Source organism: Oceanobacillus sp. Castelsardo, from assembly GCF_001659985.1.
Lineage (GTDB): Bacteria > Bacillota > Bacilli > Bacillales > Amphibacillaceae > Oceanobacillus.
Map to the genome: position 1 here is coordinate 55493 of NZ_LYCS01000009.1, position 14776 is coordinate 70268.

Annotated in this window: 15 protein-coding genes; 4 read left to right on the forward strand and 11 right to left on the reverse strand. The window is 33.7% G+C overall.

The genetic code is table 11. The annotated features are described in order from the left end of the window. Positions 1-33: 33 nt before the first annotated feature. Together A9178_RS14400 and A9178_RS14405 are read left to right on the forward strand one after the other, a co-directional pair. Positions 34-417 (forward strand): globin domain-containing protein, encoded by a 384-nt coding sequence (locus tag A9178_RS14400; protein ID WP_068676490.1) that lies wholly within the window; start codon positions 34-36, stop codon positions 415-417. A gap of 36 nt (positions 418-453) precedes the next feature. Beyond that, positions 454-1293 (forward strand): ClpXP adapter SpxH family protein, encoded by an 840-nt coding sequence (locus A9178_RS14405; RefSeq protein WP_068676492.1) that lies wholly within the window; start codon positions 454-456, stop codon positions 1291-1293. A 1214-nt stretch (positions 1294-2507) separates the two neighbouring features. Here the strand turns inward: A9178_RS14405 and pepF are convergent. The 9 genes from pepF to A9178_RS14455 form a co-directional block, all read right to left on the reverse strand. Then, positions 2508-4322 (reverse strand): oligoendopeptidase F, encoded by a 1815-nt coding sequence (gene pepF / locus A9178_RS14415; RefSeq protein ID WP_068676497.1) that lies wholly within the window; start codon positions 4320-4322, stop codon positions 2508-2510. Between the two features lie 102 nt (positions 4323-4424). Further along, a complete protein-coding gene (locus A9178_RS14420) occupies positions 4425-5615 on the reverse strand; it encodes a competence protein CoiA (RefSeq protein ID WP_068676499.1) in 1191 nt (396 codons plus the stop codon). 117 nt (positions 5616-5732) lie between these two features. Next, positions 5733-6416, reverse strand: coding sequence for an adaptor protein MecA (gene mecA, locus A9178_RS14425; protein ID WP_068676501.1), 684 nt, complete (start codon positions 6414-6416; stop codon positions 5733-5735). Between the two features lie 453 nt (positions 6417-6869). Further along, positions 6870-7265 (reverse strand): transcriptional regulator SpxA, encoded by a 396-nt coding sequence (gene spxA / locus A9178_RS14430; protein WP_068676503.1) that lies wholly within the window; start codon positions 7263-7265, stop codon positions 6870-6872. Positions 7266-7569: 304 nt separating this feature from the next. After that, positions 7570-8157, reverse strand: a complete 588-nt coding sequence (locus A9178_RS14435; protein ID WP_068676505.1) for a GNAT family N-acetyltransferase — start codon at positions 8155-8157, stop codon at positions 7570-7572. Positions 8158-8340: 183 nt separating this feature from the next. Further along, complete coding sequence (locus A9178_RS14440) at positions 8341-9549, reverse strand: putative glycoside hydrolase (protein WP_068676658.1); 1209 nt, start codon at positions 9547-9549, stop codon at positions 8341-8343. A 246-nt stretch (positions 9550-9795) separates the two neighbouring features. Continuing rightward, positions 9796-10362 (reverse strand): Uma2 family endonuclease, encoded by a 567-nt coding sequence (locus tag A9178_RS14445; RefSeq protein ID WP_068676507.1) that lies wholly within the window; start codon positions 10360-10362, stop codon positions 9796-9798. 37 nt (positions 10363-10399) lie between these two features. After that, complete coding sequence (locus A9178_RS14450; RefSeq protein WP_068676509.1) at positions 10400-10990, reverse strand: cob(I)yrinic acid a,c-diamide adenosyltransferase; 591 nt, start codon at positions 10988-10990, stop codon at positions 10400-10402. A gap of 103 nt (positions 10991-11093) precedes the next feature. Beyond that, positions 11094-11957 carry a DUF421 domain-containing protein gene (locus A9178_RS14455; protein WP_068676511.1) on the reverse strand — a complete coding sequence of 288 codons (864 nt, stop codon included), beginning with the start codon at positions 11955-11957 and terminating at the stop codon, positions 11094-11096. A gap of 79 nt (positions 11958-12036) precedes the next feature. On the opposite strand from A9178_RS14455, the gene A9178_RS14460 reads away from it, so the two are divergent. Continuing rightward, entirely contained in the window at positions 12037-12384 is a 348-nt protein-coding gene (locus tag A9178_RS14460) for a DUF4363 family protein (RefSeq protein WP_068676513.1), read from the forward strand. Positions 12385-12555: 171 nt separating this feature from the next. Here A9178_RS14460 and A9178_RS18715 read toward each other — a convergent pair whose 3' ends face one another. Next, positions 12556-12663, reverse strand: a complete 108-nt coding sequence (locus A9178_RS18715) for a YjcZ family sporulation protein (protein WP_082918213.1) — start codon at positions 12661-12663, stop codon at positions 12556-12558. A gap of 348 nt (positions 12664-13011) precedes the next feature. On the opposite strand from A9178_RS18715, the gene A9178_RS14465 reads away from it, so the two are divergent. Next, a complete protein-coding gene (locus A9178_RS14465) occupies positions 13012-13515 on the forward strand; it encodes a DUF421 domain-containing protein (protein ID WP_068676515.1) in 504 nt (167 codons plus the stop codon). A 71-nt stretch (positions 13516-13586) separates the two neighbouring features. On the opposite strand, the gene A9178_RS14470 is transcribed toward A9178_RS14465, so the two are convergent. After that, a complete protein-coding gene (locus A9178_RS14470) occupies positions 13587-14774 on the reverse strand; it encodes an amidohydrolase (protein WP_068676517.1) in 1188 nt (395 codons plus the stop codon). Positions 14775-14776 lie beyond the last annotated feature (2 nt).

The window sequence follows — 14776 nt, forward strand, 5'->3', positions numbered from 1 at the left end:
ACGTTATGGCAAACCATAATTAAGGAGAAGCAAATGGAAATAAAACATGGAACGATTTATGAAGCAATTGGTGGCTTTGATACAATAGACAAGTTAGTTACTGCTTTTTATAAACGAGTCGGGAAACATCCTGATTTAATTCCCATTTTTCCAGAGGATTTAACAGAAACAGCAAGAAAACAAAGATTATTTTTAACCCAATTTTTTGGTGGTCCTAGACTTTATGAGGAAGAACGTGGTCACCCAATGATGCGAAGACGCCACTTGCCATTCCCGATTACACCAACAAGAAGAGACGCATGGTTAAATTGTATGAAAGAGGCACTTGACGAAGCAGAAATTGAAGAACCGTATCGTACGGTGATATTTGAAAAATTGACCCTGACAGCAAATCATATGATGAATACATTAGATTGATAGAGGATGAACATATACTAGAAAGGAGAATTCGATGTGAGTTGGGATCAAACTGGGCTAAAAAAGTTTAATAACTCTAACACATTGGAAAGCCGCGACTATCTTGATAGGTATTCTAAACCGATTGAAATGTATGTGTTTATTGACCCGCTCTGCCCAGACTGCTGGTATTTTGAGCCGTATATAAAAAAGTTTTCGCTAGAATATGGACGATTTTTCACTATCCAGCAAATTTTAAGTCCTTCCTTAAATCGTGATCAACTATCTTGTAGAAAATCGTCTTATTCATCTAATAAATTTACTGTTTCCAATCCTTGGATTGTTTCTTTAGCTATAAAAGCAGCTGAAATTCAAGGAAAAAGAGCAGGAAAAACGTTTTTGAGAAAACTACAGGAACAACTTTTTTTGCGAAGTATTGATATTTCCAAAGAACAAATACTAATGGATATCGCCCAAGAAGCAAAATTGGATTTAGAAGAGTTTGTAGAGGATATGCATTCTGCCCCCGCTAGGAAAGCTTTTCAAAGTGATGTACAACTTAAACATGAAATGGAAATAGATATAACACCGACTATTGTCTTTTTTAACCACTCTAATGATGATCAAGGAATTAAAATTGTAGGTCTTTATCCATACGAAGTTTATGAATATATATTACAGGAAACATTAAAAATCACTCCGATTCCATCAGAAAAACCACCATTAGAGGAATTTTTAAAACGGCATAATATGGTCAGAAGTAAAGAGATTTCCATTGTTTATGATTGGAGTTTATCGAAAACAGAAAAAGAGTTGAAAAAACTACAATTTAGGCAAAGGGTAAACCAAGTAAATGAAAACAAAAGATGTTATTGGAAGTATAGGGATAGGGAATAATATATTTTTTAGAAAACTAAGGAAGATATGAAAGATAAACTTTCTTATTTAACGAAAGAAGGATATGCGGGGCAGCGCATATCCTTCTTTATTCTTTGTATAAATACAAAGGGGGATGGGAGAAAGTTTCATGATCAAACAAAAGGGGTATTTGTTTGTGTAATTAACTTACAAACTAATAATAACAAGGATTTAATCGTTTGACAACCCTCTGTGCACATTTTCACAAAATGTTCAATTCTATTATTTTTTTTGTTACATATACTTGATATATGAACAAAAGCGCAAGCGCCCGGTTAGGGACGTACGGACTGCGCCTGGCCACGCCAGGTGGTCCGATGTTGCCGCGCAAAGCGGCGGTTTTTAATTGGACATTCCACTGCCGCAGGAGATTAGATAAACTTGATTTTACGAATGTAAAATCATAGTGAATCTTATGCTGGATGCGAAAAGGAAACACGACGAACGGAGTGAGTCGATGTTGACTTTCACCGCAAGGGTATAAGGGCGACTAAGCCTCTGATTTCATCAATCGGCAAGTCTTCTTTATTGCACGGAGGTGAGGGAAGTCCGCTAGTTCCTGGGCGCTGGAGCTGGACGTGGCTAATCCTATATGGAAATTAAATGCGTCAAAATTTTATACTATCTTATATATCAAAGAAATCTATGTAAGGAGGGTGTCTACGTGCAATTACTCTTTCCTCTCTTTTTTTTCATCTTAGCAGTTCTTTCATTTGGCTTAAACATTCTAGGAATCATGCAATTAATTCCTATGTATATTACGTTACCAATTTTATTTATTTCCATTTACCTCACCATCTATTCTTTGTTCAATCAAAATACATATCGTCGGAGAAGAATGAGATGATTAGATTTATGTTCTAAATCGGAGTTTTGAAACAATCCTATAATAATAAAACCTTTATGGTAGAGTGAGGAATCGGAGGCCAAGATAAGAAATTTATCCTTTTTTAATTGTAAACAAATAAAAAAGGATATGCGGGGCAGCGCATATCCTTAGTCCGTCTTTGTATAAACAAAGGGGGGATGGGAGAAAGTTTCATGATCAAACAAAAGGGGTATTTGTTTGTATTAAACTTACAAGACTATAATAACAAGTTCATGTCGAATTTTCAAGGTTTTTGTTCATGCATTCACAAAAAGTTCAATTTTTATGTAAAAAGGAGCAGTTACACCTGCTCCTTTTCTCATTCTTATTGATTCAACAATAATTTTTCCATTTCATTTAACTTCTCTTCAAATACATCTAACGCACCTAAAATTGGCTGTTTTGATGTCATGTCTACCCCAGCTTTTTTCAATACTTGAATCGGGTAGTCACTGCTTCCTGCTTTTAAGAATTCTAAATAACGATCTACAGCAGGAGTACCTTCTGTTAAAATTTGATTTGCAAGGGCTGTAGCAGCAGAATAACCTGTTGCATATTGATACACATAATAATTATAATAGAAATGTGGAATTCTTGCCCATTCTAAGCCAATTTCTTCGTCGGAAACAACAGCATTGCCGTAATATTTTTTATTAAGTGCATAATAAATTTCGGTTAATTTATCTGCCGTTAATGCTTCCCCATTTTGTGCTTGTACATGTATATCATGTTCAAATTCGGCGAACATTGTTTGACGGAATACCGTTCCTCTGAAGCCTTCTAGAAAATGATTTAGTAAATATAACTTTTCTTTCTCGTCTTCTAAGTTTTTTAACATATAATCATTTAATAATGCTTCATTACATGTGGATGCTACTTCAGCAACGAAAATAGAATAATTCCCATAACGATATGGTTGATTTTTTCTTGTGTAGTAGCTATGCAATGAATGACCAAGCTCGTGTGCAAGTGTAAATGTATTATTTACATTATCTTGCCAGTTTAATAAAATATACGGATTGGTTCCATACGTACCTGAAGAATAAGCCCCACTTCGTTTACCTTTATTTTCAACTACATCAATCCAGCGACTTTCAAAACTTTGTTCCAGAATCTTTCCGTACTCTTCGCCTAATGGTTTTAGCCCTTTGAGAACATAATCTTTCGCTTCTTCATAGCTTATTTTCATCTCCACATCTTTTACTAATGGAGTATAGATGTCGTACATATGAAGTTCGTCCACACCAAGAACTTTTTTACGAAGTTCGGTATAGCGATGGAGCAACGGTAGTTTATCATTCACCGCTGCAACTAAGTTATCATACACTTCTTCTGGAATATTATTGTTATCCAAAGCGGATTGTCTTGCCGAATCATAATTTCGAACTTTTGCAGAGAAATTATGTGTTTTCACTGTTCCACTTAAAGTAGAAGCAAATGTGTTTTTAAATTTGCCATACGTATCATACATCGCCTTAAATGCATCTTCACGAACTCTTCTATCTTTTGACTCCATGAAGCGACTATAACGACCATGTGTTAAATCGATTTCTTCCCCATTCTCATCTTTAACAGCAGGGAATGTTAAATCGGCATTATTTAACATACTAAAAGTCTGTGAACCTGTTGATAATGCTTCAGAAGCCTCTGCTAGGAGCACTTCTTCTTTTTCGCTTAAAACATGTGGACGTTGGCGGTTAATTTCATCTAAAACCTTTTTATATTCTTGTAATTCTTTCTTTTCTTGTAGAAACGACTCTAATTTCGTTTCATCCATCGCAAGAATCTCAGGAACTACATAACTCATGGAACTGGATGCAAGCGTCAAGACAGTATCTGCTTGAGCATTCATTGCTTGGTAAAAGGAATTCGTCGTATCTTGGTCATAGCGCATATGAGCGTATGTATATAACTTTCCTAATCGTTGTCCAAGGTCATCTTGCAATATCAATAGATTATAAAGATTATCTGCTGATTCAGATAATTTCCCTTGGAACTTTGTAATTTCAGGAATATCCTTTTGTAATTGTTCGAACTCTTTTTTCCAAAGATCATCGTTTTCGAATATATCCTCTAGTTTCCATGTTTTTTCTACAGGGACTTCCTCACGTTTCGGTAATTCCTTAGTTGATTGTGCCATTACTAATTCCTCCTTTATTCCTTACCCTTAATAATTCTAGATTTACTAAAATATTCCTTTTTATTCTCTCCTATTTACTTAGTATATCGAAATACAGTCGATTCATGCTCGAATTTTGTTTTCTTCCTTCATTATTAATTGTTTCATTAACACCTTATCTCCGTTTATTGCGTCTTCAATGTGGCTGTATAATGAAATCGCCTGGTTCATTTTATACGTATAATTTGGCAAAATGGACAATATATTAAGTTTTTCTAGAATTTCAAGATATTCTTTTATTGGGTCATCATGGTATTGAATTAAAGGATGGAATGAAGGGAATCTCATTTGTTTTCTTAGCTGATATTGGATGGAATGAAAAGAAATGGTACTTCCTATTTCTAAAGGTTGAAGCAGATTTATGCAAATTCTACTTTGCCAATCCCATGGAGGTGATTTCATTCGGTATTGTGTGGATACTGGCAAATAAATAATAGATGGGAGGCTCTCTACATTAACTCGTTTCAAATATAACCACTGATGCCAAGCTAATTCCTTCCCGTATATACTATTTCTTGGTTTGAGCCGAAAATGCTGTTTTTGCCTTTCCCATAACGAATAGATTTCTTTTTTCATAAAATGCGAGAGTGCAAACAATTGTTTAAAATGAATTTTTCTAATATCGAATACGTTTAACTTTCCTATCGCTTGGGTTTTGGTAGTAAAAAAGAGGTCTTGAAGAAAAATAAACTGAAGTGATTGAGGGCAAAAATAATATAGTACAGAGGGCATTTGGTGAGAAAATCGATGAATAAATTTTTGAGTGAAGGAATTGATTGTAAAGGTGTTTTTTCCTTTCCTATCTAATAGGTTTGCTCCTAAAATCCAAATCGGAGTTATTCCAATCGATCTATATCCCTTATTACGACTGAGTATTTCCTCTACGGAGATTCTCGCACATTGGTATTCTATTGCAATTTGTTTTTCATTAATTTTCAACATAATATCTGGTCTCTGCCGGATTTCGGGGATATACATTTCTAAAGTTACTTTTAAACCTTGTTTCTCTAACCATCGATAAAGTAAAAACTTTCCTTGTTCATGATATATTCCCTCTCCCCCACTTGCAGGACATTGATTAGTTGCATAATGAGCAAAATGGGGAAGCTTTTGATTACCTGCTTTTATTAAGACGGCATCATGACAAGCTGGACAATAAAACTTCACTTCTTTTTGTTTTAAGTGTTCAATTTCTTTTCTTGTTAAATTCATTAATGTAACCATTTTCCCATTATTTAATTTTGCTTGCAGCATAACATTCACCACCTCCACTACTAACATTCGACAAATATTTACTAAACCCTTTTTTCAATTCCTGTCTTTGATTTAAAATTAAAAGAAAAATAGGTACCCGTTTTATTAAACGAGCACCTATACTTGTGCTGGGAAGTAGGAACGGATTTGTTCAAAGGCGTTATATTCAAACAACTTCTTCCCATATTCTTCTAATACATGAATTGACATATCCGAATCATTTGCAAACTCTAAAACTTGGCTAATTAAGTCTTCTTGCAAGTGATCATCTAATAGGTCCGGTGAAAACTCTAAATATAGATAATACTTATTATGATAAGAATAAACCGTTTCTTCCACACTATCTGTATCATCTTGGAAATAATGACTTAGTTGAATGGCATCTTCGAAATTACCAAACTCAGCAATAATCCACATCCCATCCTCCATAAAATCATTATCATCATCTTCCTCATCATGGCCTAGATTCTTACCGAATTTATCTTCAAGAAAATTCTCAAGTTTATCCTCAAAGTGACCATCTAGCATTCCATCCGCTTGTAATTCGCCATTCTTATTGATTTTGGCTTTAGTCACAATAATTTCTAGACCTTTTTCAAGTGCTTGGACCTGAATCCATAAAGGACCATCTATATTAAAATCCTCTTCTTTATAATTTACTTCGTCCATCATTTGCCAGAAAAGCTGTTCACTTCTTTCCCGATCATACCAGATTTCCTCACGTTCAAAGCCTAAGTCTTCAATGTCTAAATAAGAAATATAAAATTTTACTGTGTTTTCATTTATTCTCTCTATATCCATATTTCTTTCTCTCCCTTCTTAATTAGATAAGCGTTTGTCTCGCTTACTAAATATTCTCTACAAAGTCTAAAACAGTCCGGTGGAAGAGATTACTTCACCATATCTATATATTGAAAAAATGAAATGCTTTCGTTATAAACTGCTGATTAAACCACTCTGTTAATTCCATTGTATGATAGTGTACGGAATAATGGAAATTAATATGCCTATATATTTTTCATAAATTTTAAGATTAATTAATTAGTTCCTATACGTGCATGTTTAACAACCTATATAAGTCCCAATTTACAAATTTCCATACAATTAAACTAGAATGGTTAATATACTATTCTAATGGATTTAGGTACTTTTGTCACGGTATAGTTCTTAAAATCTTTCTACAGAATAAAAACGCAGAACTGTATATCATTCTGCGTTTTTATCATCTATTTATATGCGATTATTCTTGAATTATTAATTAACCATTCTTTGAGCTTCACGTAGTTGGAATGTACGTACAGTTCTTGGTAAAAATCTACGAATTTCATCTTCATTATACCCTACCTGAAGACGCTTTTCGTCTAGAATAATAGGTCTTCTTAAAAGACCAGGATTTTTCTGAATTAATTGGAATAATTCTTTCATTGGTAGTTGTTCAATGTTAACATCCAATTTTTGAAAAACTTTAGAACGTGTTGAAATAATCTCATCAGTTCCATCTTCAGTCATGCGTAATATTTCTTTAATTTCATCTAATGATAAAGGTTCCGAGAATATATTACGCTCTTTATATGGTATGTTTTGTTTTTCCAACCATGCTTTTGCTTTTCTGCAAGATGTGCAACTTGGTGAGGTATAAAGCGTTACCATGTAACTTCACTCCTCATTTCTAAGTATATATTTCTAAATAACCTATGAAAACTTATTTCATTATTAAATTAAAATAAGTTTAAATAACTCCACTACTTAGTATACTACAAATGTCAAGTAAAAGGTAGAGGTTATTTTAGAAATAATAGGTATTATTCACTGTTATTAACAAACTCGATTCCAACTACTACATAAGATACCCTAAACCTTTTTCAATTAAACCAAGGAATTGAAATAAATTCCATATATTTCACAAAGAAGGAGCATTTTCCGGTAAGATTCGGAAAAATACTCCTTGTTTATCTTAAGAATTCGACTCTAAATCATCAAGAATATTGTCAGCTTCTCTTGCTTCATCATATATCAATACTTCATCAGCCGGTTGATAAGCTTTACCATATACTTCTTCGTCCTTATACGTATGAATATCCTCATACATTCTTTTCATTTGTTTATATATCATTTCTTCAGATTCATTGTTTGGTGACCAATATAAAATTTCCATTGGTGTTTCTTCATTCGTTGCTAACGATTTCCGGTTATATCCAATTGACTGTGCATGAGTGAAGCCTTCTCGATTATAAAAATGCAGCCTTTTTTCTGTATCACTATCTTCATAATCAACTGGTTCTACTTCCAAAATGATTGGTTTATTTTTATCCTTTAATTTCTCAATTAGTTGATGACCAATTCCTTGTCCTCTAGTTTTACTGGATACCCAAATATAATCAATGAAGATAAACGTTTCAAATTCCGCATACATAAGAACATGTTTATCACTTTCATCTTTATGGTAAACATCGCCTTTTTCTTTTAATAACAATTCCATATGTTTCTTTGATTTCATTTCTTCAATGGGGAAATATTCCTTTAACTTTTCATACCAATTCATTGATCTACTCCTTTTGTTTTGAACCTTTTTAAAAGCTACCTTATTAGTATAACCGTTGAAGTTAAAATTGAAAAAGTCGGTAAATTACGGAATACATACTTCTACTGCGTTTTTCAGATATCTATCGATAATAGCAAAGCAGATCTCCCATTATCGGGAAATCTGCTTTATATATTTAAAAATTCATTCTTCTTGGTTGCCAATTAAATAATTAACATTCTTCGTATACTGATTCCCGGCATTCCATAGTAGGAATTCATTAATTCCATTTTTATAAAGTGCGCGAATTTGCGCTTCCACTTCTTCCACACCATATGCTTTAGTCTTCCCATCGGTATATAACCATGGCGCTTCAAAGTCTTGGATCCACGGTCTTGAAATCGGAGCTTTGTCCAATTTACTAAGGACATCATTTTCCACTTTCGCATACTCATCCACTAAGCGAAATGGATCTTTATCAGGGAAAGGTATTCCAAAGTAATTGTTTGACCAATGACTTGGGTAAATCATCGATGAAATAACATCTACATTTTCTGATATTCGTGAAAAATTTTGCCCGATTCCTGGCGCCTCCTCAATGGTTGCTGCATAACCAAATATATCAACAGATACATCTACATCATACTCTTTTAATTGTTCTTTCGCATAAGCTACAAAATCCGATACTGCTTCAACCCGCTTTTTCACGTTATTCATATTTAAATTTTCATATTCTCCTGTTGAATATTCCAATATTTTATCCTTTTTCTCAAAGCCTTCCGGAAATCGTACATAGTCAAATTGAATTTCTCGAAATCCCATGTCTGCAGCCATCTTGGCAATACCAATATTGTAATCCCACACTTCCTTTTCAAAGGGATTTACAAATGCTTCTCCTTTATTATTTGTCCATACTTTCCCATTTTCAGTAAAGGAGAGATCTGGTCTTTGATTCGCTAACATGGAATCTTTAAATACAACTACCCTCGCAATGGGATAGATATTTTTCTGTTCTAATGTTTCCATCAACGCTTTTGGGTTCGGTATATTATTAGTAGCGATGGAATGATATGGTGAAACATTGTCTACCTTATACGATAAATTTCCGTAATCATCTTTTACATCGATTACCATCGTATTTAAATCGGTTGTTTCTATCAGATTAATTAAGGAGCTAAAATGTTTGGAACCTGCTGTTTTACTGGAGACATAAATCCCTCTTACTGCATCAGGGTACGTAAAATTGTATTCAGATGTTGGTTGAAATCGTTCAAGAGAAATATCTTCTTCAAATAATGGGAGATTTAATTCTCTAACCTCATGAAAATTAACTTCTTCACCGCTAATTGCGTTTGGAAAGATTAGACTTGTTATGATAGTGAATAAACAAATGTTTAATAAAAATTTCTTCATCATCTGTACCAATCTCCTTTGAATAAAAATAATCGATTGGAAGATGCTAATGGTGGTTATTGGTGAAATTTTAATTAACCTTATTATATGAAGGTTGAGACAGAATATAGTTTGTAATTAAAGGTTAAAGAGAACGAAAATCACTTCTCTACCATTAAAATCCATAAAATTTTTATGTATGAAAAGCAGAACGAACCTAAATAAACCTCCCAATATAATTGGAAGGTTTTGTCTACTTTTTCACGATTAATTCTCAAAAATATATTTTAAATCTACATGAAAATCATTGAATACTTTTGATGTTATTTCTCCAGTTTCTTTTTTAATATCATGTTGTTCATACAATTTTTCATCATTTAATGTATACACCGTTACAGTATTCAGCATCGGATTAACAATCCAATATTCTCTTACCCCGTAATCCATATAAAGATTTAACTTTGTTACTAAATCGTGTGATTGATTTGATGGGCTTAAGATTTCAACAATAAGATCCGGAACCCCAACATATCTTGCATCAGTAAAACCCGTTTTATCACAAATAATACTGATGTCGGGTACGATGATTTTGGTACCTTCTATGTTGTCATTCTTCAATTCGATATCATAAGGAGCAGAGAACACCTCACAAATCTTTCCATCCAAATGATTTCCAAATTTTAGTTGTAGTTTACTCGATATGCGCTGATGCTTTGTCGAAGGTGAGGGAGACATGTAAACAAACCCATCAATATATTCTAATATTTCTTCTGATTCTTCACGAACTTGAAGGTACTCTTCAAGTGACATAGAATCATTACGGTACAAATACACGTGAATTCCCTCCATTTTTCTTAAGCTATCCTATTACTTACTCATTAGTTTTTTTCTTATTCGACCCCCGAAACACTCTAGCACTCCTAGCATATTCAACATCCGGAACATGTAATCTAGCATTTATCACTCGCGCAGCAGCGAATAAATAATCAGAAAGTCGGTTAACATATTTTAAAGCAATTGGAGAAACTTCCTCTTCTTTCATAAGGGTAACAATCATTCTTTCTCCTCTTCTTGCGACGGTTCTTGCAATATGAATCGTTGCAGATGCATCCGATCCACCAGGAAGAATAAACTTTTCCAGTTCTGGTGCTTCATCAATAAGCTCATCAATCTTATTTTCCATATACGTAATCGGTTCTTCTGATAATGTATGTTTTTTATTTTTTGACACGTTGGATAGCTCCGTACCGCAATCAAATAATTCATGTTGTACTTTTTCAAGATCATCAATCATATCATGGAAAAGTTCTTTATCACGTTGGAGCTCAGAAATTGCTTTACCTATAAAGGAATTCAATTCATCTAATGTTCCATAAGCCTCCACTCGAACATTGTCCTTATCCACTCTACCGCCAATTAAACTTGTTTGGCCTTTATCCCCAGATTTTGTATATAATCTCATATCTTTTCCCCTCTCCTTTTCATTGCTAATTATTATAATTATAGCAAAAGCAATACAGACAATCGAATAATCTACAGGACCGTTAGATACAAAAAGTTTAGATTCACTCCTTAAGATATGGATTTACTTTAGCAATAAGAGCTTGTAGTTCTTTGGATTGGTTATAATACATTTGCTTTGCTACTTGGTCATTGGTTTGAAGGGCAAAACTTTCTAAATCTGCTTGCGTTTTCCTTAGTTGTGCAGCAAGTAGAGGCTTTTGCTTTATTTGCTGTGTCTTTTCTTTATCATCAAATAAATCAATATAGACATTCCCTTTTGAGTCAATTTGTGCTAAATAGACATCTTTAAATTCTTTAGCCCCTTGCATCATAACCTCACCTAGCAGCCATTCTTCGGAATATCCAAGATATTGCAGACGCTTCGTTAATACATATCCATCAATTATTATGAGTGACGGAGTATGTTCTGACTCTACGGGCATTCCGATATCCTTAGGAGTTAATGGGTTATACTCAGTTTTCTTCATTACACTGATTTTTCCATTCGTCTCCAATACCGCCGTTTCCACATCTGCCAATTTAAAAACATTTTTCTCCCTTAACCCCATCATTAATTCATCAAATGTTAATCTCACTTTAAATAAATTTTTTTCTAAGATGCTTCCATTTCTTATTAGAATCTTAGGACCCCCTTCCACTATATTTCTAAATTTTAAAGACTTCAAAGACCCATATGCCATTAATAAAGTAAATACTGTAAATATTAATAATCCAATAATTGGATTAAATAATGACATATCTGTACTAATCGCTAAATCAGCGGCAATATTACCAAATGTAATACCTGTAATATAATCAAAAAATGTTAGTTGAGCAATTTGTTTTTTTCCAAGAATTCTTGCTAATAATAGAAGAATAAAGAATGCAAATATCGATCGAATCATTACTAAAACATATTCAGGCATGGTTAGATTACCCTCCAATTCATATCTTTTCTTATTATGGTTAAGTTAATGGAAAAGATACTCTTTAGGAGGTCAGCCCATGAGAGTGGTGAAATTATTTACTATTTTTACATGTGTAGCAATATTATTCGGATGTTCAAGTGGAACGATTGAAGATAAGCCTATTTATCAGGGGGCGAAAGATATTAAAACATTTGTAAAGGAGGATAATTGGGGAAAAGCAAAACAAAAGGCGAAGTCAATAAAGAAATTATATAAAGATAATAAGTGGAAATACCAATTAATCAGTGATAAAACAACCTACGACAATTTAGAGCAACAAATTGAACTGTTGACCGTTTCCTTGGAAGAAAATGATAAAACTGAAGCTAAACTACATTTAGCATTGATAGAACATTATATGAAGTCCCTTTACTATAAGGAATAAAATAGAAAAAAAAAGGATTCTAAGCAAAATCTATAAGGGTAGCCAGTATTACTGGCTACCCTTTACCGTTAATTTAAAAAGGAAAAAAGTCTTGGATATAGACAAGTTGATTCCACACTGAATAGTTGAATTGTGATTATCGACTATCTCATTTTGAAAATTATTTTATTCTTAATAACCTCCTCCAACATAAGCTGAACCAACAATAATTAAAAGAATGAACAACACAACAATGAAGGCGAAACCTCCACCATATCCTGCACCACCAACTTCACTCATGTACTACTGCACCTCCTTATGCATTATATAGTTACTATATGCTATCAACCTAATAGCGATATGGATAAATACCTAGACTTTATCATTTAGAGGGATAAAACCTGATTACAACTTAATATTTAGCCTTAGAAAATTTATCAAGGTCTTTTTTGTTCTTTTTTGTAGGATGATATGCTCCACGTTGGATAAAATAATTCTGGGTGAAGAAAAATGACCATTCTTTTGGAAAAGTTACCAGAATTACCATATACACTAAAGGCCATCATAATTTTGATTTTTGGGGTAATTATTTTTAGAGTAGCAGGGTAACGGGCCATTTCTCAATTAACTGTACCAGAGGCTGTGCTAATGATTGCAGTGGGTACCATTTTGATCCAGCCTTTAGGCAATAAAAATGAATGGATGGCAATGTACGGTGGTTTACTGTTAGTTGTAGGAATGATATTGATCGCTTTTTTGCAAATTGCTTTTCCAAGATTAAGAAGGTACATTTTTGGAGTTCCAACTGTATTGATTATGAATGGTGAAATCAACGTGGAAAATCTAAAGAAAGCAAGGATGACAATGGATGAATTAGAAATGCGATTACGGCTAGTCCAAGTGGGAAATATAAATGATGTAAAAGTGGCAGTTTTAGAGGCTAGTGGGAATCTCACTGTTTTATTAAATGAAGACCAAAAAGCAGCAACAAAGAAGGATATTCAAAAATTGCGTGAGGAAATCAACCAGTTAATCCATGTCGTTAGTAAAAGAAAAGTTATCTCATTAAAGAAAATCAAAATTAATAGAATCAAAAATGTTCATCAAAAAATTGACCCACTCTTTAAAGAGGCAATCACAGAGGATAAGTAAAATAAAAATTTATGAGGAAAAAGAGCGGGAAATCTCCTCCGCTCTTTCTAATATAACGTTTTATCAAAAAGTTATTCCATATCTAAATAACGACAAGCAACATATCCCACTGACTTAGCTGCAACAAGAATCGCATCCTCATCAATATCGAATTTCGGGTGGTGGTTAAAATAAGGTTCTTCCACCCCTTTTGGAGTACAGCCAATATAGAAATAAGAACCAGGTATTTTTTCTAGATAGTAGGCAAAATCATCAGATGGTGCCATTTTTGGAAATTCCTTTACTTCTTTAATGTCTTTATCCTGGATTCCGTTTAAGGTATCTGCAACTAATGTAGTTAATTCTGGATCGTTATACAATGGTGGATAGTCAGGCGTATACGTAAGTTCGCATGTCACACCGAACAGCCCTTCCAATCCTTTCACAATCCTTTTGAATTCCTTATCAATAACTTCCTGTACTTGATCATTGGAATAACGTATATCCCCTTCTATTTCAATGCTATCCTTAATTACATTAAAGGTTCCTTTTCCATCGAAAGAACCAATGGTTACAACTCCAGCTTCCATTGGATTTACTCTGCGACTGACAATTGTTTGTACCGCTGTTACAAAATAGGCACCTGCAACAATCGAGTCATTTGCTTTATCAGGAGATGATCCATGACCACCAACCCCTTGAATCTTTAATTTGAAATAGGTTCGACCATTAAAGGAATATCCACTATGATATCCAACCGTTCCTGCTGGTGCTAGTGGTAAAATGTGAATACCAAAGATGGCATCTACATCATCAAGTTTTCCTGTATCCATTATACTTTTTGCGCCACCAGGAGGCTGTTCCTCTGCATGTTGGTGAATAATTTTTATCGTCCCTTTGATTTGATCCTTTAATTGAATTAGACAATCAGCTAAAATTAACAAATATGCTGTATGGGCATCATGTCCACATGCGTGCATAACACCTTCTTTTTTCGACTTAAATGGAACACCTGCTTCCTCAGTAATTGGCAGAGCATCAAAATCAGCACGAAGGCCAATTGTTTTGCCCTCTGATGCTCCTTTAATAGTAACAATAATTCCATATCCGTTACCTACATTCGTTTCTACTTCAACATCTTTTCCTTTATAAAAATCAGCAATGTATGCTGCTGTTTTTTCCTCTTTAAAAGAAAGTTCAGGATGTTCATGTAAGTAACGTCGGATTTCAATCATCTCATCTTCCCGTTTTTCCAGCATTTTCATTAATTCTTCTTTCATCA

What these genes read in the sequence shown, in the direction of transcription:
- A9178_RS14400 (WP_068676490.1), top strand. Translation starts at nt 34, where the DNA reads ATGGAAATAAAACATGGAACGATTTATGAAGCAATTGGTGGCTTTGAT.
- pepF (WP_068676497.1), bottom strand. Translation starts at nt 4,322, where the DNA reads ATGGCACAATCAACTAAGGAATTACCGAAACGTGAGGAAGTCCCTGTA.
- A9178_RS14420 (WP_068676499.1), bottom strand. Translation starts at nt 5,615, where the DNA reads ATGCTGCAAGCAAAATTAAATAATGGGAAAATGGTTACATTAATGAAT.
- mecA (WP_068676501.1), bottom strand. Translation starts at nt 6,416, where the DNA reads ATGGATATAGAGAGAATAAATGAAAACACAGTAAAATTTTATATTTCT.
- spxA (WP_068676503.1), bottom strand. Translation starts at nt 7,265, where the DNA reads ATGGTAACGCTTTATACCTCACCAAGTTGCACATCTTGCAGAAAAGCA.
- A9178_RS14435 (WP_068676505.1), bottom strand. Translation starts at nt 8,157, where the DNA reads ATGAATTGGTATGAAAAGTTAAAGGAATATTTCCCCATTGAAGAAATG.
- A9178_RS14440 (WP_068676658.1), bottom strand. Translation starts at nt 9,549, where the DNA reads ATGAAGAAATTTTTATTAAACATTTGTTTATTCACTATCATAACAAGT.
- A9178_RS14450 (WP_068676509.1), bottom strand. Translation starts at nt 10,990, where the DNA reads ATGAGATTATATACAAAATCTGGGGATAAAGGCCAAACAAGTTTAATT.
- A9178_RS14455 (WP_068676511.1), bottom strand. Translation starts at nt 11,957, where the DNA reads ATGCCTGAATATGTTTTAGTAATGATTCGATCGATATTTGCATTCTTT.
- A9178_RS14460 (WP_068676513.1), top strand. Translation starts at nt 12,037, where the DNA reads ATGAGAGTGGTGAAATTATTTACTATTTTTACATGTGTAGCAATATTA.
- A9178_RS18715 (WP_082918213.1), bottom strand. Translation starts at nt 12,663, where the DNA reads ATGAGTGAAGTTGGTGGTGCAGGATATGGTGGAGGTTTCGCCTTCATT.
- A9178_RS14465 (WP_068676515.1), top strand. Translation starts at nt 13,012, where the DNA reads ATGATTGCAGTGGGTACCATTTTGATCCAGCCTTTAGGCAATAAAAAT.
- A9178_RS14470 (WP_068676517.1), bottom strand. Translation starts at nt 14,774, where the DNA reads ATGAAAGAAGAATTAATGAAAATGCTGGAAAAACGGGAAGATGAGATG.